The sequence below is a fragment of the Nitrospirota bacterium genome (genome assembly GCA_016214855.1).
Classification (GTDB): Bacteria; Nitrospirota; Thermodesulfovibrionia; order Thermodesulfovibrionales; family UBA6898; genus UBA6898.
In genome coordinates, this window is sequence record JACRMT010000010.1 from 1 (window position 1) to 20,967 (window position 20,967).

22 protein-coding genes are annotated in these 20,967 nt (G+C 51.4%); 8 read left to right on the forward strand and 14 right to left on the reverse strand.

Translation table 11 applies throughout. The annotated features are described in order from the left end of the window. From HZB62_09195 to HZB62_09210, 4 genes are all read left to right on the forward strand, one after another. Window positions 1-1,073 (forward strand): IS256 family transposase (locus HZB62_09195; GenBank protein MBI5075318.1); only part of this gene is annotated, 1,073 nt, incomplete at its 5' end. Between the two features lie 100 nt (window positions 1,074-1,173). Continuing rightward, window positions 1,174-1,572, forward strand: coding sequence for a hypothetical protein (locus tag HZB62_09200; protein ID MBI5075319.1), 399 nt, complete (start codon window positions 1,174-1,176; stop codon window positions 1,570-1,572). Between the two features lie 206 nt (window positions 1,573-1,778). Next, window positions 1,779-2,210, forward strand: a complete 432-nt coding sequence (locus HZB62_09205) for a DUF4279 domain-containing protein (protein ID MBI5075320.1) — start codon at window positions 1,779-1,781, stop codon at window positions 2,208-2,210. Between the two features lie 179 nt (window positions 2,211-2,389). Continuing rightward, window positions 2,390-2,728: a TraR/DksA family transcriptional regulator gene (locus tag HZB62_09210; protein ID MBI5075321.1), complete on the forward strand. Its 339-nt coding sequence runs from the start codon at window positions 2,390-2,392 to the stop codon at window positions 2,726-2,728. Window positions 2,729-2,872: 144 nt separating this feature from the next. Here HZB62_09210 and HZB62_09215 read toward each other — a convergent pair whose 3' ends face one another. The 3 genes from HZB62_09215 to corA all read right to left on the reverse strand — a co-directional run bounded on the left by HZB62_09215 (window position 2,873) and on the right by corA (window position 6,104). Continuing rightward, window positions 2,873-4,105, reverse strand: coding sequence for a hypothetical protein (locus tag HZB62_09215; protein ID MBI5075322.1), 1,233 nt, complete (start codon window positions 4,103-4,105; stop codon window positions 2,873-2,875). Between the two features lie 36 nt (window positions 4,106-4,141). Next, the gene (locus tag HZB62_09220) at window positions 4,142-4,801 is read right to left on the reverse strand and encodes a DedA family protein (protein ID MBI5075323.1); all 660 of its coding nucleotides are present in this window, start codon (window positions 4,799-4,801) and stop codon (window positions 4,142-4,144) included. A 223-nt stretch (window positions 4,802-5,024) separates the two neighbouring features. After that, a complete protein-coding gene (gene corA / locus HZB62_09225; protein ID MBI5075324.1) occupies window positions 5,025-6,104 on the reverse strand; it encodes a magnesium/cobalt transporter CorA in 1,080 nt (359 codons plus the stop codon). A 228-nt stretch (window positions 6,105-6,332) separates the two neighbouring features. Here corA and HZB62_09230 point away from each other — a divergent pair, with 228 nt between their 5' ends. The 4 genes from HZB62_09230 to HZB62_09245 are packed head-to-tail and all read left to right on the forward strand — an operon-like array spanning window position 6,333 to window position 9,433. Next, entirely contained in the window at window positions 6,333-6,908 is a 576-nt protein-coding gene (locus HZB62_09230) for a LemA family protein (protein MBI5075325.1), read from the forward strand. Window positions 6,909-6,915: 7 nt separating this feature from the next. After that, complete coding sequence (locus tag HZB62_09235) at window positions 6,916-8,664, forward strand: DUF2207 domain-containing protein (GenBank protein MBI5075326.1); 1,749 nt, start codon at window positions 6,916-6,918, stop codon at window positions 8,662-8,664. A 50-nt stretch (window positions 8,665-8,714) separates the two neighbouring features. After that, on the forward strand, window positions 8,715-8,960 hold the full coding sequence (locus HZB62_09240; GenBank protein ID MBI5075327.1) for a hypothetical protein: 246 nt from the start codon (window positions 8,715-8,717) through the stop codon (window positions 8,958-8,960). A 35-nt stretch (window positions 8,961-8,995) separates the two neighbouring features. Beyond that, complete coding sequence (locus tag HZB62_09245) at window positions 8,996-9,433, forward strand: hypothetical protein (protein ID MBI5075328.1); 438 nt, start codon at window positions 8,996-8,998, stop codon at window positions 9,431-9,433. Window positions 9,434-9,556: 123 nt separating this feature from the next. Here HZB62_09245 and HZB62_09250 read toward each other — a convergent pair whose 3' ends face one another. The 11 genes from HZB62_09250 to fabD form a co-directional block, all read right to left on the reverse strand. Continuing rightward, the gene (locus HZB62_09250; GenBank protein MBI5075329.1) at window positions 9,557-11,566 is read right to left on the reverse strand and encodes an acetyl-CoA carboxylase biotin carboxylase subunit; all 2,010 of its coding nucleotides are present in this window, start codon (window positions 11,564-11,566) and stop codon (window positions 9,557-9,559) included. A 57-nt stretch (window positions 11,567-11,623) separates the two neighbouring features. Continuing rightward, window positions 11,624-13,135, reverse strand: a complete 1,512-nt coding sequence (locus HZB62_09255) for an acyl-CoA carboxylase subunit beta (GenBank protein ID MBI5075330.1) — start codon at window positions 13,133-13,135, stop codon at window positions 11,624-11,626. A 66-nt stretch (window positions 13,136-13,201) separates the two neighbouring features. Then, window positions 13,202-13,597 (reverse strand): methylmalonyl-CoA epimerase, encoded by a 396-nt coding sequence (gene mce, locus HZB62_09260; protein ID MBI5075331.1) that lies wholly within the window; start codon window positions 13,595-13,597, stop codon window positions 13,202-13,204. Window positions 13,598-13,658: 61 nt separating this feature from the next. Beyond that, window positions 13,659-15,299, reverse strand: a complete 1,641-nt coding sequence (locus HZB62_09265; GenBank protein ID MBI5075332.1) for a methylmalonyl-CoA mutase family protein — start codon at window positions 15,297-15,299, stop codon at window positions 13,659-13,661. Window positions 15,300-15,439: 140 nt separating this feature from the next. Beyond that, window positions 15,440-16,387 (reverse strand): methylmalonyl Co-A mutase-associated GTPase MeaB, encoded by a 948-nt coding sequence (gene meaB, locus HZB62_09270; protein MBI5075333.1) that lies wholly within the window; start codon window positions 16,385-16,387, stop codon window positions 15,440-15,442. A 28-nt stretch (window positions 16,388-16,415) separates the two neighbouring features. Next, complete coding sequence (locus tag HZB62_09275; GenBank protein MBI5075334.1) at window positions 16,416-16,838, reverse strand: cobalamin B12-binding domain-containing protein; 423 nt, start codon at window positions 16,836-16,838, stop codon at window positions 16,416-16,418. A 27-nt stretch (window positions 16,839-16,865) separates the two neighbouring features. Next, the gene (gene sucD, locus HZB62_09280; protein ID MBI5075335.1) at window positions 16,866-17,735 is read right to left on the reverse strand and encodes a succinate--CoA ligase subunit alpha; all 870 of its coding nucleotides are present in this window, start codon (window positions 17,733-17,735) and stop codon (window positions 16,866-16,868) included. A 173-nt stretch (window positions 17,736-17,908) separates the two neighbouring features. Beyond that, a complete protein-coding gene (gene sucC, locus HZB62_09285) occupies window positions 17,909-19,072 on the reverse strand; it encodes an ADP-forming succinate--CoA ligase subunit beta (protein ID MBI5075336.1) in 1,164 nt (387 codons plus the stop codon). A 222-nt stretch (window positions 19,073-19,294) separates the two neighbouring features. Continuing rightward, on the reverse strand, window positions 19,295-19,705 hold the full coding sequence (locus tag HZB62_09290) for a PIN domain-containing protein (protein MBI5075337.1): 411 nt from the start codon (window positions 19,703-19,705) through the stop codon (window positions 19,295-19,297). Continuing rightward, the gene (locus HZB62_09295) at window positions 19,695-19,889 is read right to left on the reverse strand and encodes a type II toxin-antitoxin system VapB family antitoxin (protein MBI5075338.1); all 195 of its coding nucleotides are present in this window, start codon (window positions 19,887-19,889) and stop codon (window positions 19,695-19,697) included. Before HZB62_09295 ends, HZB62_09290 begins: the two co-directional genes overlap by 11 nt. A gap of 158 nt (window positions 19,890-20,047) precedes the next feature. Then, the gene (gene fabD / locus HZB62_09300) at window positions 20,048-20,875 is read right to left on the reverse strand and encodes an ACP S-malonyltransferase (protein MBI5075339.1); all 828 of its coding nucleotides are present in this window, start codon (window positions 20,873-20,875) and stop codon (window positions 20,048-20,050) included. Window positions 20,876-20,967 lie beyond the last annotated feature (92 nt).

Below are 20,967 nucleotides of genomic sequence, written 5' to 3' on the forward strand. Positions count from 1 at the left end.
GTTATCGCAACGGCTACGGGAAACCAAAGAACATTGCACTTATGAGCGGAACCATCAGCGTGCAGCGGCCTCGTGTTCGAGGCACAGAAGAGCGGTTTGAAAGCAAGGTGATACCATTTTTCAAGCGCAGGTCGAAAGAGTTGGGGGATATGCTTCCAGAGCTGTATCTTCACGGATTGTCCAAGGGAGACTTTGAACTTGCACTTCGGGGATTGCTGGGAGATGGGGCGCCGCTATCGGCCTCGTCCATCGAACGGCTAAAGGCGAAATGGCAGATTGAATATGAGCAGTGGAAGCAGCAGGACCTTTCGTCTATGGAAGTAGTCTATCAGTGGGCAGACGGGATATATGTCAAGGCAGGGCTTGAGAAGGACAAGGCAGCACTGTTGATCATCATCGGAGCCCTTACCAACGGAAGGAAAGTCTTCCTTGCCTGCGAAAGCGGCTACAGGGAAAGCAAAGAGTCCTGGGCAGCAGTGCTGAGGGATCTGAGAGCCCGAGGACTCAGACTTGGCACATTGACGATTGCTGATGGTCATTTGGGAATCTGGTCGGCACTGGCAGAGTTACATCCAACGGGCAGGGAGCAGCGGTGCTGGAACCATAAGATCAGAAACGTCCTCGACTGTTTCCCTAAGAGGATACGCTTTGAGGCTGCCCAACAGCTCAAGCAACTGCCATATGCCAAGACACTGAAGGAGTGCACGAATCTCAGAGATGCTTTTGTGAACCGGTATCAGAAAGAGTATCTCAAGGCAACGCAGAAGCTGACAACTGACTGGGAGCGCATGACGACGTTCTACTCGTTTCCCAAGGAACACTGGACGCATCTCAGGACAACAAATGTCGTAGAGTCTCCTTTTAGCTCGGTTAGGCTGAGGACCGATGCTGCAAGACGGTTCAAAAAAGTCCAGAATGCAACGGCCATGATCTGGAAACTGCTGCAAGTTGCAGAGAAGAGCTTCCGAGCATTGAAGGGTTATGGGTTATTGCAGAATGTTTACGAAGAAAAACAGTTTGTCGACGGGATTATGAAATGCGAATCGAAGGTGCTTGAAAGGATGGCCGCCTGATGGCTTTTTACACACCTATTGACAAGACCTCCTGGCCGACTTCGACAAAGCGGTAGCACTTAAAGAGAAGGATGCAACTAATTTGTCGTGGAGAGGTGAGATGCATAGACGGCTATGTAATTACGACAACGCTATGAAGGATCTATCCGCTGCAATTCAATTAGCGGAAGCGAACGATAATTTTGCTCTGTCAAGGCGAGCGGCAGTATATATTGCTATCGGCGATATTGTTGCAGCAAGAGCTGATTTGGCCCGTGTCAAAGAAGTTAGGTCAGAGAACGTTGCCGTCCTTTACAACCAGGCAGTCGCTTTCTCTCTGGAGGATCAACCATCTGAGGCAATTGATCTACTGAGGCGAGCAATTAAGATAAGCGCAGAAGCACGACATTATGCTGTTAATGATGATCTTTTCGACCCGCTAAGGAATATGCCAGAATTTCACGAATTAATAAACGTGCATAGACAAGCTGAGATAGACGACATTGGTGGACGCCCTTGACATTGGACACTGATGACTTGTCCCAACCATACATTCAACCGGTCAAGCCGATTAATTCTGTGTTCTCCGCTCGCTTCGCGAGCGCAGAATGCGGCAGTTGAGCGGACGAACTTCTGGTTCCCGCTCGCTAACGCTCGGGAGAACCAGGAGTTCGAGCCAGACCCCCTTCGGGGCCGCTCAACTGCCGCATTACACATAATGAGTAAATGAAATACGACGATAAATATACATCTTGCAAACGCACCTATGCCAGCCTGTGTATCTATCCTGGTGAAATCCTGCCCGAAGAAATAACAAAACGGCTAAAGACCGAACCAACGGAAATTGTCCACAAAGGCGATCTTGATTACAAAGGCAGAAAGAGAAAGCTTCACGGCTGGTTTTTAAGGACTCAGGGCGTTATTAAATCTCGCGACTCTCGACGCCATATTGATTGGATAATCGAAAGAATTAAGAACAGGAAAACTGAAATCAAAAAGCTCCAATCCCAGGGGGCAGAAATGTATATCACATGCTTATGGCTTCCTCGGGGGTACGGAGGTGGTCCAACTATCAGTCCCCCTCAGATGGCAGAGCTATCAAAACTAAACATTGAGGTCTGGTGGGATATCTATTGCGCCTTGGAAAACAATGAATAATAAAAAACGTGTAAAACCAGCATCAACACCGACCGGGATGAAACGTGGTTTGGTTTTATGAAAATGCTGGTTGCCCCGGCGGGTCAGCCATGTCGTTATGCTCCCAATATATATTGATAAATAATACGCAAATTGGCTTGCTTTGGCGGCAAGTCTATCCGAAAGAGATATTATGACAAATGAACAAAACAGAGATTGAACAATTCAAACACAAGCTGCTCAGTCTTCGATCCGAACTCCAGGACCTTGAAAAAGCTTCGATAGAAGCGGCAAAGCCGGTGGAATTGGATCAAGCCGGCATGGGCCGCCTTTCCCTCATGAGTGCCATGATAGCGCAGCGAAGGTCAGAGGAAGGCTCAAGGCTTCCGCAGCGTCAACTCCTGAAAATTGAAGGAGCTTTGCGTCGCATCGAATCCGGTGAATACGGTAAATGCTTTATGTGCGAGGAAGACATTGAGGCCCAGAGGCTTTCCGTAGATCCGACAGACACACGCTGCATGAAATGTATCGAGGAATAGTTTATCCGTTACAGAATATGTATTATCATAAAAGAGGTCCGGAATAATCCGGACCTCTTTCTGTCTTTCGATTAGCTATCGCTCAAACGATCTCACTTACGCTGCATACGCCATAGCTGCCGTTACCAGACTGCCGGGACTGGATCAGAAACCGAGGATACCCCTCATAAGTCCGCCCTTGCCTTTGCGCGGTCTCTCATCGTTTCTTTCCGTATCAGCAGGCTGTTCGTCCTGCTCCTGCTGCCTGCCTCTTGTGCGGCGTTCTTCCCTGCCGCCCTCCATTCCAAGCGGCAGCATTCCGGTCGATTTGTTCCGCAATTTCATGGACCATATATACTCATGAGGGACTTTCGGGTCTTTCGGCTTTGGCGGCCAGGCTATATTTAACTCATCACCATAGCCGATGAACTGCACTGCAGCACCCTTTGCCTCTTTAAATATTCCCTGCGGAATTGAACAGCTCGTCACTTCAGGCCCCATCACTGCCTTCTCCTTGATAAACCTGTTCACATCAGCAGGGGAAAGATAGTTCATCAGCCCATATCCCGGATCCTGAGGTTCGCTCGATGACCATATGACCATCTCTCCGGTCTTCTCATTATGAGCCATTGCCATGGCAAAATAACCAAGGGCCGTCGGTATCTTCTTCCACTGAAATTTAATGCTGTCTGCAAGTCCGCCCTTCACTGATGAAAACTCGACCGGAGCCATGAAGTCATGTTTTTCATCAACAGAGAACTTGATGTCAGGAGAATAATTGCCATGCACAAAGTGCTGTCCTTCCAGAGAGCTTCCTTTCGGAATTTCCTTCCGGTCAATCCTGTTCGGCCATTCAGCATATGCCCAGCCTGTTCTCTGCGATGGCGGATACTGGGCAGACCCTCGCTTGCCTGACATTGCCTTGCCAAAGTCGATCATGCTCATCTTCTCCGTATCCAGGACCTTTGGCTGGCCCGGCCGAACAGTCTCGCTGCATCCCCAGTACATGAGCATGCGCATCTTCGGTTTTTCGTATTTTGTCTCCTCGCCCTCTTCCTCTTTCACCGATTTTGTCCTCTCCGGAATGATCAGCGGAAGCGTGCTGCCCATCTTCTGGCCCGGAGGTATGTCATGGGTCGCCTCAGGAGCGGCAGGTACTGCTTTGGGCGAATTGAGCTGGAGCATAAGGCTTCGCCCTGGACCCATGCCTGCGGACCTGCCCATCATCATGCCTTCGAGTCCGCCCATCTCCTCAGATGACATGCCCGGAATGGTCATATTCTGCGTTGATACGTTCATCCAGTATTGGGTGATCGGGGGCTTCTTTTCTTCTGCCGTTGCAAGGCAAGAAAAGCTGAGCAACAGTGCTGCGGTCAGGATGCAACCTGTTTTTTTCATACATCGTATCTTCATAGTGTCCTCCAGATTATTTTTTTAAACAGCATCATCTTCACAAACCTTGCGATAACGGTGACGGAGATACTCGATGACCCCGGGCAGGATCGAGAGAATGATTATCGCCATGATCACCAGCGTAAAGTTCTTCTTCACGACAGGAATATTGCCGAAGTAATAGCCGCCAAAAATAAAGGCCGCTATCCAGGCAATGCCTCCAACAACGTTGAAGCCAATAAAATGCAGATAGGTCATCCTGCCGATACCGGCCACGAAGGGTGCAAAGGTACGGATGATCGGCATGAACCGCGCAATAATGATCGTTTTGCCTCCATGCTTTTCATAGAACCGGTGCGTCCTGTCCAGATATTCGCGGTTCAGAAACCGAACCTTCTCCTTATGAAAGATCTTCGGACCCACATAACTGCCGACCCAGTAATTGACCGTATCTCCGGCTATAGCAGCAACGGTAAGCAGCACAAAAAGCCAGATCACGTCAAAGGCACCGAGCGCTGCAAAGGCGCCGGCAGCAAACAGCAGCGAGTCACCGGGGAGGATCGGTGTGATCACAAGCCCTGTTTCGCAGAAGATGATCAGGAAAAGGACGAGATAGGTCCAGAGCCCGTATGCCTGGATCAAAGAACCGAGATGTTTATCCAGATGCATGAAAATATCTATAAAGGTCTTTATCAGCTCCATTTATTTTCCTTGGTCATTTATTTTTAACTGTTACGAACGCCATCACTTATTGAGGCATTACTATAAGTGCATAGGTTCTTATCACTCACAAAAAATCTCCCCTCACCCCTCTTTGCCAAAGAGGGGCTTGATACCTCCCTTTAGCAAAGGGAGGATAGGAGGGATTTAATAATTGAATGTCTTCATACTTATGAACTTCTTAATCATGTATCTTCGCATATCCCTACAGCCACTTCTTCTTCCTGAAAAAGATCAGCATCCAGACGGCAATCGCGATCATGATACCCCAGATCATGTAATACCCGTAGGGCCATTCAAGCTCCGGCATATGTTTGAAATTCATGCCGTACACACCTGCTATAAAGGTGAGCGGCATAAAGATCGTGGCGATGATCGTCAGTACCTTCATCACGGCATTCAGCCTGTTGGATACGCTCGAAAGGTAGATATCAAGCATGCCGGAAACCATGTCGCGGTATGACTCGACCGTGTCGATCACCTGTATGGTGTGATCATAGACATCCCGCAGATAAAGCCGTGTCGATTCCTGCACGATATCAGAATCGGTCCGGCTGAAAATACTTATCACCTCACGCAATGGCCAGACCGCTTTTCTGAGATAGATCATCTCGCGCTTCAGGTAATGAATATCATGCAGCGTAGTCGTTGTCGGATTCGAAACAAGTCTTTCCTCAAGCAGTTCTATCTTTTCACCCAGTTTCTCAAGGATGGAGAAATAGTTATCTACAATAGCATCGATGAGCGAGTACGCAAGATAATCAGCGCCGAACTTGCGCGCCCGTCCCTTCTCATTTCTGAGCCGCTCGCGCAGATGACCAAAGACATCGCCCTCAAGACCCTCCTGGAACGAAATGACATAATTTTGGCCTATGATAAGGCTGACCTGTTCTGTCGAAACCGCGTTTGCCGCTTCATCGAAATAGAGCATCTTCAGAACAATGTAAAGGTAATCCGTGTAGCTCTCGATCTTGGGACGCTGCTCGGAGTTCTGAATGTCCTCAAGTACCAGGGGGTGAAGATTATAACATGCACCGATCTTCTCGATGATCTCTGCCTGGTGAATGCCGTCAATATTGATCCAGGTAACGGTCGGTTTGTCCCTGAAAGCAAAGCAGGCCTCTATGGCGTCAAAACTCTGCTCGATAAACTGCGCTTCATCGTAATCAATGACTGTTATCTTTGCCTTCTCGGCACGCTGTCTGCCGATATGAACGAGCGAGCCGGGCGGAAGTCCCGCCTTCTGTGATCGCTTTCGTAGAGTTCTTTTCGTATGATCGGGCATGGAATAAGAGAATAATACCATGAAAAAGCCGCAGAAATCAGGCTGCTGCGATCCGGGTCTGCATGAGGCAAGACCTGCAGATCTGCGCAGGAAGTGATCGAGGGAAAGATATTACGGTACAGGCCATATTCTCATGCCGACATGTTCCGGGAATGCAAATTATTTTTTTGTTGGTAACACCATAAAACTTCTGCTATAGTCTAATAAAATCACCTTTCCGGAGGGACTATGGTCGCGATTGCTGGATTATTATTAATGCTGTTCCTTGGTATTGCCGTGCTGATCGTCGTTGCCGTGATCGTCATCTACAACAGGCTTGTACGTCTCAGGACAACCGTGAAGTCTTCCTGGTCTGATATCGATGTAAACCTGAAGAAGCGCTATGATCTTGTGCCGAATCTTGTCGAAACGGTCAAGGGTTACGCCGGTCATGAAAGAGCGGTCTTCGAAAATGTAGCTCTGGCGCGTTCAGCAGCCATGAAGGCAACATCCCCGGGTGACAAGGCAAAATCGGAGAACATGTTCACCGAAACCCTGAAGAGCCTTTTTGCCGTTGTTGAGGCCTATCCTCAGCTTCAGGCAAACACAAACTTCTTGCAGCTTCAGCAGCAGTTAAAGGAGCTTGAGGACAATATTGAATATTCCCGCCGCTATTTCAACGCTGTGGTCCGGGACTATAACATCATGACCGAGACCTTCCCGTCCAATATCATCGCCGGCCAGTTCAAGTTTGAGAAGTCCGAGTTCTTCGAACTGGAAGAGGCAGCAATAGAGAGAAAACCGACAAAAGTAAGTTTTTCCTGAGGTATAGGTGAAGAGGCCGGGTAGTCTTCCCCTTCTCTTTTTCTGTCTTGTTCTCTGTCTGGGCCTCTTTCTTTCTTCTGCCTCTTCTGCGCAGGACTTCACCATCAATGATTTTGACGTCTTCATCGCCATAAAGGAAGACTCCTCCTTTATGGTCAGGGAGACCCTTACCGCAGAGTTTCACAGTCCGCGCCACGGCATCTACCGGGATATTCCCTACATCTACACAGACAGCACCGGCGGGACCATGAAGACGCCGATCGATATCCTTTCGGTCACGGACGGAAGCGGCTCGGATATTTCATACCGTCTGATCAGGCAGGGAAATACGATCAGGGTCCGGATCGGCGATGCAAAGAAGTATGTCACCGGCATACGGAAATACGAGATCACTTACAGCGTTGAAAATGCCGTCCTCTTCTTTGACGATCATGACGAGCTTTATTGGAATGTGACCGGAAACGAATGGAACGCCGCTATTACAAGGTCCCGCTGCATGGTATCGCTCGCAGGGGGAAGAACAAAGGAACACTGGGCATCGTGCTACACGGGCAGAAAAGGTTCCCGTGATTCCGCATGCAGGAGCATTCCCGGAGATAATGTTATTGAATTCATCACGGATGGTCCGCTTCAGGCAGGAGAGGGACTCACCATAGCATACGGCTGGGACAAGGGCATTGTTTCACCTCCCTCCTCTTTCAGAAAATTTATCTGGCTTATGAACCTGAAACAGAACTGGGTATTCATCCTGCCGGTTCTCTCTTTCGTCTTCATGCTGTTCATCTGGATGCAGACAGGCAGGGACCCGCGCGTAAGAGAATCCATTACGGTTATGTACGGCCCGCCCGAGTATTTCAAGATACCGCTCACACCTGCAGAGGTCGGCACCATGGTCGATGAAAAGCTCGATCCCCGCGACATAACAGCAACCATTATCGGGCTGGCTGTGAAAGGGTACATAAAGATCGAGGAAACGATAGAGGAAGGTCTCATATTCGACAAAAAAGACTACTATCTGAAAAAGGTAAAAGATGCGGATGCATTGCTCACCCTGTTCGAGAAACAGGTTATGCTGGATATTTTCGGCGTCATGCCGGGCAAAATGATCTCAGAGCTGAAGAACACCTTTTACAAGAACATCCCTTCCCTGAAAAGTTCTCTCTACAAGGAGCTTGTGAAAAAGAATTACTTTAATACGAACCCGGAGCACGTGCGGGTCACATACAGTGTTATAGCCGCAGCACTGGGTTTCGGCATCGCCTTTGGACTCACCACGCTTTTCGGAGATGCTGCCGGGGAGGTCAGAACAATATCTGCAGGGGTCCTGACAGGGCTATCCGTGCTCGGCTTTGCCAAATTCATGCCCGCAAAGACGCGGGAAGGGTCTGCTGTATACATGCAGATCCTGGGCTTTCAGGAGTTCATGAACAGGGCAGAAAAGGACCAGCTTGACCGGATGAAAGACCAGAACCTTTTTTCGAAGTTCTTTCCGTATGCGCTGGCCCTCGATGTGGCTGACAACTGGGCCAGGGCGTTTGAGGGCATCTATCAGGAACCGCCGGACTGGTACGTCTCGCCTGGCGGCATACGAGCATTCGATCCGATCAGCTTCAATCACTCCATGAATTCAGCCATGTCAAACCTGTCATCGGCCATGTATTCTGCGCCGCGGGGAAGTGGGGCAGGAGGCGGAGGGAGTTTTGGCGGAGGCTCTTCAGGCGGCGGTTTTGGCGGAGGCGGAGGCGGGAGCTGGTAGGCGGATGAGCGGTATCTTGTCATCTCCGGAGAGTGTGATAAACTGTGATCATGGATATGACAGAGATCCGGGAACTGGCAGGCAGATTCACTCCTGAACAGATCGAGGGCTGTATAACCCAGCAGCTTCAGATCGGCGAGAATGTCTGCGTAAGTGACGCATCCACGGAAAAGGTCGTCAATGAACTTTCCAAGGCACAGTTCATACGTGAACTGATTGGTAAGGGTTACACAATGTCTGATGCGATCCGGGAGCTTGCCCGGCGCATACGCAGAGTCCAGAGAGGATTTGAATAGGCGGTTTCGCAAATCGTTCCTGATCGGAGGATGATATGAAAAAGTATTCGGTTCTATTTCTTCTGTTGTCACTCATGCTTGCAGGCTGCGCCCAGACCGTAACAACGTACGGCGTGGGCAGTATTGACACCGTTCCAAAAACAACGTATACGCTTTATGAATACAGCTCTGGTCCGGCGGGCCTCAACCGGGTTATACTGCTCAAACATCCTGAAAGCACTGTTGAGGTCGTACCCTATTCAGCACAGATATCGACCCTGCAGGGGACCCCGGCTGACGCCATGCATTTCATGGACAGAGGCAGGTATTACAAGCATATGCCGGTACTCGGGGTAAGTCATAACGGCAAGACCGTCGGATATCTCCTGGGACCCGTGCAGCATATCTTTTCACGGGATTCGATAGAGGTCAATCTCTTTGAGCGCGAGGGGAAGATCTACTTCTCGGTCTTTGAACGGACGTACAACGATTGATCTCAGGGCTGTGCAGGGAAACAGCCGGTGAGGATGCCATAATTGCACCGGAGTGAGAAGCAGACTTCGGGTTCTATCCTCTCACCCCGGACTGCCGTGGCTTATAGTAAATTGACAGATCGATCAGATCGTAAACGTAATAAGGACCTCATCGGTCTCTACAGCTTTGCCGATAGCAGCTGCCACATGCTCCACAACCCCGTCGCAGGGTGAGGAAACACCGCTTTCCATTTTCATGGATTCGATCACCACAAGGTCCTGGCCGCGGTACACACGATCGCCTTTCTTTACCAGGATACCGACTACCATACCGGGAAGCGGTGAGAGGAGCACATTTTCGTGGACGCTTTTTTTCTCCTTCGGCATGTACTGGGCCAGCTCCCACTCCTTGAGCGTGTATATTTCAAAAATACGGGAGTTGCCGCAATAAGCGGCCCATATGAAGTTCTGCCGGTACTGAAGTCTGAAGTATTGATCTACGCCGTTTATCTTCAGTTTCAACCTTCGCCGGTAAAACTCAAAAAAAGGTGCAACGACAGTATATTCTGCGCCGTTTATCCTGAAACTCCAGTCTGCGGATGTGAGCCCTTCATGCAATTCAACTTCAAAGATATCCTTATTGCCTTTGACGACATAATAGTGCCGCTGATCCGGCTTGTGAGAAAGTCCGACCTTTGCCGCCATCGGTTTTAACGATTCACGGACCAGATTCCTGCGGTTGTGATAAACGATGGTCGAGGCAATGACCATAGCCTCAAGCTGCCCTGCCGGCGGGTCAATTTTGGCCTCGCCCTCCTCAAAATATTCATCAATGAACCCGGTTGAAAGGTCCCCCCTGATAAAGGCAGGGTGGTTGAGAATGGAGTTTGCAAAGTTCAGGTTGGTGGTCACGCCCTCGACGTGGTATCGATTCAGGGCATTGATCAGCGTAGTTCGGGCTTCTTCCCGCGTCTCACCCCAGCTGATCACCTTGGAGAGAAGCGAGTCGTAATATACGCTTACGAAACTGCCGGCCTCGACACCGCTGTCAAGCCTGATATTCCTGCCCTTGAGATTAGAATACCGGGTGATCAGTCCGGTGGACGGCAGAAAATTACGTCCGGAATCCTCAGCGCAGATCCTGGTCTCTATGGACCAGCCCTTGATCGAGACATCCTCCTGCGAAATCGGCAGCGCTTCGCCAGATGCTACCCTCAGTTGCAGTTCGACCAGGTCAAGGGAAGTGACCATCTCGGTGACCGGATGCTCCACCTGCAGCCTTGTATTCATCTCCATGAAGAAAAAGTTCCTGTGACTATCCATGATGAATTCCACGGTCCCGGCATTGGAGTACCCTGCCTCCCGGGCAAGGGCACAGGCCATTTCACCCATGCGGGACCTGAGGGCTGCATCAACCGCCAGGGAGGGAGACTCTTCGATCACCTTCTGGTAGCGCCGCTGGATAGAGCATTCCCGTTCTCCGAGAGAGACGACTTTCCCATGCTGGTCAGCAATGATCTGGATCTCGATATGGCGGGGACTGCTCACAAATCGTTCCAGAAAGATCCTGTTGTCGCCAAAGGCCTTGCGGGTCTCTTCCTGCGCAGACTGGAGGGCGGATTCAAGCTCAGAAGGCGTGGCAACCATGCGCATACCCCGGCCGCCGCCTCCTGCAGCCGGCTTGAGCAGGATCGGATACCCGATCTCGGCAGCGATCGCCTTGATCTCTTCAAGGTCAACAATAGGAAGGTTGTGACCGAGCACCACGGGCACCCCTGCTTTCATCGCAATATTCTTGGCGGAAATTTTATCTCCCAGTGCAGCGATCACCTCAGATGAGGGCCCTACATAGGTCAACCCGGCCCTGACCACGGCTGCGGCAAATTCCGAATTCTCCGAAAGGAACCCATATCCCGGATGAATGGCCTGGCAGCCCTGGGTGAGCGCAGCCTTGATAATTTTGTCATGCACAAGATAGGAGGAAGGTGAAGGCGACGGACCGATATGCACCGCCTCGTCAGCCTCCCGGACATGGAGTGAACGTGCATCAATATCCGAATACACGGCAACCGTCTTTACCTTCAGCTTTCTGCAGGTCCGGATTATTCGGATAGCGATCTCACCGCGATTGGCTATAAGGATCTTTTCAAACATGGCAACCCCTTAAATGTAATATCAGTATTCTCTGCAGAACGTATCTCAACGCTTGGCTCACAATGGAATATTCCCATGTTTCCTCTGCGGCCGGACAGTCCGCTTGTTCTCCAGAAACTGGAGACATCGGATCAGCCGGTGCCTGGTATCACGCGGATTAATGACATCGTCAATGAATCCTCTCTTGGCAGCCATGAAGGGATTGGCATATGTCTGCCGGTATTCATCCGTCTTCCGGGCGAGCATCTCCTCCGGGTCTGCAGCCTCGTCGATCTCCTTGCGGTAAATGATCTGCGCTGCACCTTTGGGTCCGAGCACGGCAATCTCCGCTGCAGGCCAGGCAAGATTCATATCACAGCCGATATGTTTGGAATTCATGACCACGTACGCGCCGCCGTATGCTTTGCGAATAATGACCGTGATACGAGGCACGGTTGCTTCTGAAAAGGCATAGAGCAGTTTTGCCCCGTGGCGGATGATGCCGCCATGCTCCTGTTCCGGACCGGGCATGAATCCCGGGACATCTTCAAGACAGACAAGCGGAATATTGAAGGCATCGCAGAAACGGACAAAGCGGGCCGCCTTTTCCGAGGCCTGGACATCAAGGACGCCGGCCAGCACTGCAGGCTGGTTGGCGATGAGGCCGATGGTCTGTCCGCCGAGACGGCCGAAGCCCACGATGATATTCCGTGCAAAATGAGGATGGATCTCCAGAAACTCAGCCCCGTCCAGAATACTGGTGATCAGGATCTTCATGTCATAGGTCTGATTCGGATTGGCCGGGACCAGATAATCCAGAGCCGGGTCCGTGCGTTCAGCAGGGTCCCTCAGATCAAGGAGCGGCGCCTGCTGACGATTGTTTGAAGGCAGATAACTGATCAGCCGTCTCACCTCCCGCAGACAGAGGATATCATTGGGGAAGGCGAAATGGGCCACACCGCTTTTTTTGCTGTGTACCATGGCCCCGCCCAGTTCTTCTGCCGTAATGTCCTGGTGCGTAACGGTCTTGACCACATTGGGGCCCGTGACAAACATATATGAGGTGTTTTCGACCATGAAGGTGAAATCCGTTATGGCAGGGCTGTACACCGCACCGCCGGCGCAGGGGCCCATGATGCAGGATATCTGAGGCACCACACCGCTTGCCTGGACATTGCGGTGGAAAATTTCTCCATACGCTGCCAGCGATTCAACTCCCTCCTGAATACGCGCGCCGCCCGAATCGTTCAGACCGATGATAGGTGCGCCGACCTGTACGGCATGGTCCATGACCTTGCAGATCTTCTGGGCATGTGCCTCACCGAGCGCGCCGCCCATGATGGTGAAATCCTGGCTGAATACAAAGACCTCGCGGCCGTCAATGGTGCCGTGGCCGGTGATCACCCCGTCTCCGGGAAACTCACCGATGCCGGTATTCTGGCCGGCCCTGCCGGTCATCAGCAGATCAAATTCCTCAAATGAACCCTCGTCGAGAAGCAGCTCAATACGCTCCCGCGCGGTGAGCTTGCCCTTGCGGTGCTGGGCCTCGATCCTTTTAGCCCCTCCGCCGAGAAAGGCCTCTTCTTTCATGGATTCAAGTTTTCTCAGATTATCCTGGCCTGGCTGCTGCACGATCACACCCCCTCAGAATAGGTCTTATTCACAGAACTCGGTGAGCACGCCGAATGTGCTCTTCGGGTGCAGAAACGCCACCTGCTTGCCTCCGGCGCCCGCTACCGGAGTCTCATTGATCAATCTGCATCCATGCTCCCGGGCGGTTCCCAGCTGACCGTCGATATCATCGGTATGATACGCAATATGATGGAAGCCCTCGCCCTTTTTTTCCAGAAATCCGGCAATAGGGCTGTCATCAGAAGTAGGCTCCAGCAGCTCGATATGGATATCGCCTACCGTAAAAAAAGCGGTCCGCACCTTTTGCGAGGCCACCACCTCTTCCTTTTCACAGACAAGCCCCAGCACTTCTTCGTAAAATTTGCGCGACGCATCAATGGACCTTACCGCGATCCCCAGATGATCAATTTTCTCTATCATGGTATCAATCTCTCCAACATGGTTTTCTTCATTATACCGGCCTCCTCAGCCGCGGAACGGATCATCCTCTGTACTCACCGAACACTCCGCGCAGTACCTGGCAGATCTCACCCAGTGTAGCATATGTTTTGACTGCCGCAAGTATCCCGGGCATCAGGTTCGATGAACTCCTGGCGCATGCCGACAGATCCGCAAGCGCTTCCTCGACCTTTTTATTGTCACGCCTTTGACGCAGTTCCTTCAGGCACTGGACCTGGGCATTCTCTACCTCAGGATCAACACGCAGCAGAGGAGGCTTTGTATTCTCATCGATCCGAAACTCGTTGACCCCGACGATTATGCGCTCGCCTTTTTCGATCTCCTGCTGGTAATCATAGGCGCTGTTCTCGATCTGGCGTTGGATAAAACCATCTTCGATCGCAGCCACCACACCGCCGGCCTTTTCGATCTTCGCAATGAGCTCAGAGGCCTCTGCCTCTATGCGGTCAGTGAGCTCTTCAATGAAATAAGATCCTGCCAGCGGATCGACGGTATTAGCCACTCCTGATTCATGGGCTATCACCTGCTGCGTACGAAGTGCCGTGCGTACGGAATCCTCAGTAGGCAGGGACAGCGCTTCATCCCGTGAATTGGTATGCAGGGACTGAGTGCCGCCAAGGACCGCGGACAGGGCCTGAATGGCGACTCTGACGATATTATTGTCTATCTGCTGGGCAGTAAGTGTGTAACCTGCAGTCTGCGTATGGAAGCGCAGCATCAGACTTGCAGGCTTCTTTGCATGAAAACGATCCTTCATGATACGTGCCCAGAGCCTTCTGGCAGCACGGAATTTTGAAACCTCTTCGAGAAGATCAGAGGATGCATTGAAGAAGAACGAAAGTCTGGGTGCAAAATTATCGAGCTCAAGCCCGGCATCAAGTGCGGCCTGCACATAGGTTATGCCATTGGCCAGGGTGAACGCCACCTCCTGGACTGCGGTGGACCCGGCCTCCCGGATATGATAGCCGGAGATCGAAATGGTATTAAAGTCCGGGGTATGTTCTGTGCACCATTTGAAAATATCGGTGATCAGCCGCAGACTCGGCTTGGGCGGAAAGATATACGTGCCGCGGGCTACGTATTCCTTCAGGATATCGTTCTGGATCGTTCCTTTGATCTGGCCGATCGCCACGCCCTGCTTTTCAGCCACAGCCGCATACATGGCAAGGAGTATGGCAGCAGGTGCGTTGATTGTCATGGAGGTTGAGACCTTATCCAGGGGGATCTGGTCAAAAAGGAGTTCCATGTCAGCTAATGAGTCAATCGCCACCCCGACCTTACCCACCTCGCCTGCAGCCATCGGATGATCAGAGTCATACCCGATCTGGGTCGGCAGATCAAATGCTATTGAAAGACCGGTCGTGCCCTGCTCCAGAAGATACCGGTAACGCCGGTTCGATTCCGATGCGGTCGAGAAACCGGCATACTGGCGCATGGTCCAGAGCCGTCCGCGGTACATGGTGGGCTGTACTCCGCGCGTATAGGGATAGCTTCCGGGAAAGCCTATTTTTTCGAGATAGGCATCATCGATACTATCCGGCACTGCAAGACGGGTAATTTCCTCGCCGCCATGATTGGTGAACTTCTCTCGCCTCTCCGGATAGCGGCCCAGGCTTTCGGCCAGCTTCTTTTCCCAGTCAATATGTTCAGGATGTTTTGCCATAATAATTATCCAATTCAGCTCAGGATTACCTTCGGTTCACCGAAGGCTTTCGAAAATAGCGTTTTTTGCTCATTCGTACAAATCCCCCCACGCTCCCTTTTTGTAAAGGGAGGTTAGGAGGGATTTTGGATTAAATATGTTCATGAACCTTTCTGATCCCTGGCTCGCAAAGATTCCCGTTCGAGCAGTTTTGCAGCCTGCAGACGGGGTGCCCCTTTCCGGTCATGCTCCCATCTCTCTATCTTCTCGATTATCGAAGGCTTTATCATCTCAAGTGCCCAGTCCAATACTTCAAGGTCATAGGCCTTTTCCCTTCGCCTCCTGCGCTCACCAGTCCCCCGGTGCGAAGCGTCAACAGTTTCGATCGAAGCAAGCAGCCCGTCTATTCCTTTATCTTCCGAAGCCACGGTCATGCAGACTTTTGTCTCTTCTTTTCCCTTGCGGACACCCTCCCGAGCAATAGCCTCCATATCCATGGCAAGGGTCTCTGCGCCCGCGCAGTCCGCCTTGTTCACGATCAGGATGTCAGCCACCTCCAGAAGCCCTGCCTTCATTGCCTGAATATCGTCGCCAAGGCCTGGAGCAAGCACCAGTGCTGTGATGTCTGCAAGCCTGACGATATCCATTTCGGACTGTCCGACGCCAACAGTCTCAATGATAATTACGGAGCAGCCGCTGCCGGCAAGTATTCTCACTGCAGCTCCCGCTGCGGCGCATAATCCTCCCAGCCTGCCCCGTGTGGCCATGGAACGTACAACCACGTCCTTATCCAGTGCATGGCCCATCATCCGGATCCGGTCACCGAGGATCGCACCGCCGGAAATGGGTGAAGAAGGATCTACTGCAATAACCCCTACCCTTTTTCCCTGAGCGCGGTATTTTGAGATGATCCGGTCTGTTAATGTCGATTTTCCGGCCCCGGGAGGACCGGTTATACCTAATACCGTTGCCTCATCAACAAGAGAATCATCAATGGATGAGAGTATTTCATCCGACAGAGGATCGTTTTCTTCAACAAGGGAGATGGCCCGGGCAATTCCCCTTGGATCCCGCTCTCTCAATCCCCTCAGTATCTTTTCACTCAGCATCAGTGAAATTCCTCCGACATTCGTTAAATCAGGTTCTGCGAGCTTCATGTGCCTCGCAGGCACTGCGAAAAGCGGCAATGATCTTGTCTACAGGGGTCCCCGGGGTGTACACAGCATTGATCCCGGCATCTTTGAGCAGCACGATGTCCTCATCAGGGATTATACCGCCGCCCAGCACAGGAATATCTCCAGCCCCTGCATTCGTCAGTGCACGCACCACTGCAGGGAAGAGGCTCATGTGCGCCCCGGAAAGCAATGACAAACCGACCGCTGAAACATCTTCCTGAACAGCGGCAGAGGCGATCTCTTCGGGCGTCCTTCGGATGCCGGTATAGACCACCTCAAAGCCGGCATCACGAAGTGCGCGGGCAATGAATTTGGCGCCCCGATCATGGCCGTCAAGGCCCGGTTTTCCGATTAAAACTCTATGTGTTCTCTTTTGTTCAGGCATTAAATACCCCGCGTCGTAAATAGCGTTCTAAAAAATGTCGGCACAGAAATCACCGAACCTGCCGAGATTATCGCATACATGAATACCAACTTCCTTCATGACAGCGATCTTTGACTGGGCAGTGCCGCTGCTGCCATTAACTATGGCCCCTGCATGCCCCATCCGTCTGCCCGGAGGAGCGCTCAAGCCCGCCACAAACCCGACTACCGGCTTGCTGACCTTTTCCCTGATATAGGCAGCAGCCTCTTCTTCTGCAGTGCCGCCGATCTCGCCCACAAGCACAATGCCCTTTGTCTCAGGATCTGCTTCAAAGGCCTTGAGGCAATCGATAAAATTCGTTCCATTTACCGGGTCGCCTCCGATGCCGAGGCAGGTTGTCTGTCCGATCCCCTTGGTGGTCAGCTGATGCACCACCTCATAGGTAAGGGTGCCGGAACGCGACACAACGCCAATGGGTCCGCCCGGCTTGTGGATAAAGCCCGGCATAATACCGATCTTGCACTGGCCCGGCGTTATGATCCCGGGGCAGTTCGGTCCGATGAGCCTTGCTTTTTTACCGTTCAGATAATTCTTTATCCGCATCATGTCGAGCACAGGAATGCCTTCTGTGATAGCCACAATGAGATCGATATCAGCGTCGATCGCCTCCATGACCGCCTTTGCGGCAAAGGCCGGAGGCACAAAGATCATGCTGCAGTTCGCTTTGGTTTCACTGACAGCTTCCCGGACAGAATTGAAGACCGGCACATTGTCCATGGTCTGTCCGCCTTTTCCGGGTGTCACACCACCGACTACACGAGTGCCGTATTCGATACACTGCCGGGTATGGAACATGCCTTCTTTCCCGGTAATTCCCTGGACTAGCAGTCTGGTCTCTTTATTTACGAAAATTGACATAATCTATTATCGTGTCCCTTCAGTTACGGGGTTTAAAAGTCCTCCCCTTTCCAAGGGGAGGTGCGGTGGGGTATCGGAATATCTACCATAACCTCCCCAACCCCTCCTTGCTAAGGCGGGGCTAAGACCTGGAACTGAAACGTTACCCTCTGTCATATCTTCTTCAGTTCTCGTCATTTTCCGACAATCTCAGCGATCCTGCCCGCTGCATCGTTCAGGTCCTCTGCTGTAATAAGATTCAGCCCGGATGCAGCGAGGATCTCCCTGCCCTTTTCGACATTCGTCCCCTGCATGCGGATCACAACCGGCACACGTATACCGGTCTTTCTGGCCGCCTGCACAACCCCTTCGGCAAGAACGTCGCACCGGAGAATACCGCCGAAGATATTGATCAGGATCGCTTTTACATTGCTGTCGCTCAAAATGATCCGGAAACCGTTCTCGACCATCTCCGCATTCGCCCCGCCGCCCACATCCAGAAAGTTCGCAGGCGAAGCACCGGCACTCTTGATAAGGTCCATGGTAGCCATGGCCAGTCCGGCGCCGTTCACCATATTGCCAACATTCCCATCCAGGTTGATGTAATTGAGATTGAATTTCGATGCCTCTAATTCCAGAGGGTCCTCTTCATTCGTATCCCGGTATTTCAGGATCTCCTTCTGACGGAACAGGGCGTTATCATCAATGTCGATCTTGGCATCAAGTGCGATCAGGTCCTCCTGGGCAGTGATCACCAGAGGATTGATCTCAAGCAAAGAACAGTCGGTTTCGATGAAAAGTGCGTATAGATTCTCGATCAGTGCAGAGAATTTTTGGGTAAGTGCTTCATTCAGATCGAGACCGGCTGCGATCTGGCTGCAGTGGCCAGGCTCGATCCCGGTGAGCGGATTGATTAACACCCTGATGATCTTTTCAGGGCTTTTTGCTGCAACTTCCTCGATATCCATTCCGCCGGCCCGGCTTGCGATGATCATGATCTTTGCCGTGGAGCGGTCCGGGATGATCGAGAGATAGAGTTCCTGACTGATATCGAGCCCCTGCTCCACCAGGAGCTTCCCGACCTTCTTCCCCTCGGGACCGGTCTGTGGCGTCACCAGCGGCCTTCCCAGTATGGTCGCAGCAACGCTCCTTACCTCGTCAAGGCTTCGGGCAAGTTTGACACCGCCGCCCTTGCCGCGGCCGCCCGCATGGATCTGTGCCTTGACTACAACGGGGAATTTGCCGAGCTTTTCGGCTGATGCAGCAGCCTCATCAGGACTTGTAGCAAGATAGCCCTCAGGAACAGAAATGTGATGCTGACGAAACAGTTCCTTTGCCTGATATTCGTGGATCTTCATTCAACCGCCTCTTCCCCTAACATTCCTACAAATTGAAAACTATATTTTTGTTTAATATTAGCAGAGCAAACCCCAAGTCGGCAATACATTTATAAGACAATCTTATAATGACCGGAGGCAACCGTGTCTTTTCCCAGCGCACAAAGGCCTTTAGGCGGTCGAATCATCTGTAAAGGTCTGTGTTTACGGGACGTTACCAATTCAAACAACATACTCCTCTGATCACCAGAGTACCAGACGAAAATCCTTATATTCCTTTATAAGTTCGAAATCTGCCCTGTTCGAGGTAACGACTGCAGCTCCATAGGTCCTGGCTGTCAGGGCAATCAGAACATCAAAATGCAAATCCCTCAGCTTTTCAGGCAAAAAACCTTTGCGCTTATTCATTTTCAGAAGTATTTCACCAGAATCAATCCAGTTTTGTGCCGTAGGCGTCAGGATGGGATGATTTTTCGCCAGCAGATTAACAAACGTACGCTCTGCATCTTTCGTAGCACCGCGAAGAAGCTCTGCAAGCACAACAGAAGAGTTCCGCACAAGCGCATTAAGATTCTGAAATTGCCGGCTATACTTATTGGCTCTCAGGTGATCTATGAAAATCGAGGTATCGAAAATAACGGCGTTATCTTCCATGGGCCTCAAACTGCAATTTACCTCCTTGTTTCAAAACAAGAGCCTTAAACCTCTTAAGGGCAACAACTTCTTTAAGGGCCATGTGCACTGCTTCAGTCCTCGATTTCGCCCCCAACACCTTCAGCGCATCGTCTGCAAGTTTAGTATCAAGCCTTATTGATGTCATCCTGACCGATGATTTCATGTCCGTCTCCTTCTCTTCTTCTATATATACAATGCTAAAGTTATGTATATATGTTTGTCAATGAGCTGCAATGGCCTCTGCCTGACAAGAAAAATACAATACGGGCATATTTTATTTGGCCGACGTTTATGATCAGCAAACTTATTTATTATATTTTTTTATGCAATCTGGCGGGCAAGGCCGGCCAAAACAGTTCCCGGGCCGACCTCGATAAACGTGTCAGCGCCCTGCGCACGAAGGCTTGTCACTGTCTCAACCCACTTCACACTGCTATAGATCTGCTTAACCAGATTCGAGGCGATCGAATCATCCGTATATGGCTGGGCACTGCAGTTGGCAATGCAGGGAATCTGCAGGCTGTTGAAACTGAATTCCGTTAGAAATGCCTCGAACTCTTCTGCCGCCGGTTTCATGTAACGACTATGAAACGCGCCGCTGACCGGGAGGATAACCGCCCTCTTGGCTCCCTTTTCCTTCATCTGCGGCGCAAAGATCTCTATGTCAGCCTTGGGACCGCAGATCACTGTCTGGCCCGGGGAATTGAAATTGGCCACATCAATGCTGACTGCGCCGAGTTCAGCCAGGGCCGCGGCGACAGCATCACCCGTCATGCCTAATATGGCTGCCATGCCTCCGCCAGTGGCTGCGTTCATCAGTGTGCCGCGCTTCTGGACCAGCCTGAGGCCAATGCCAAAATCAAAGGCCCCTGCAGCATACAGGGCTGCATACTCTCCCAGGCTGTGGCCGATCACAAAATCCGGCCTAAGCTCCTCAACCTCGACCTTGGCCAGATAGCTCAGGATATCGACGACGTACAGCGCCGGCTGTGTGTAGTCCGTCTGCCTGAGCTTATCGTCAGGATTCGCAAGGCAGAGCTCCTTGATCGAGTAACCGAGAATTACATCCGCCTCTGCGACCAGATCAGGATAACGATCGAAAAGATCAGCGCCCATACCAACAGCCTGGGAACCCTGACCGGGGAACATGAATACCGTTGTCACAAAACACCTCCAAAAGTTCAGAATAACTGCATTGGTACAGCTGTGACGACGAACCAGCAGTTATGAAAACGGGCTTG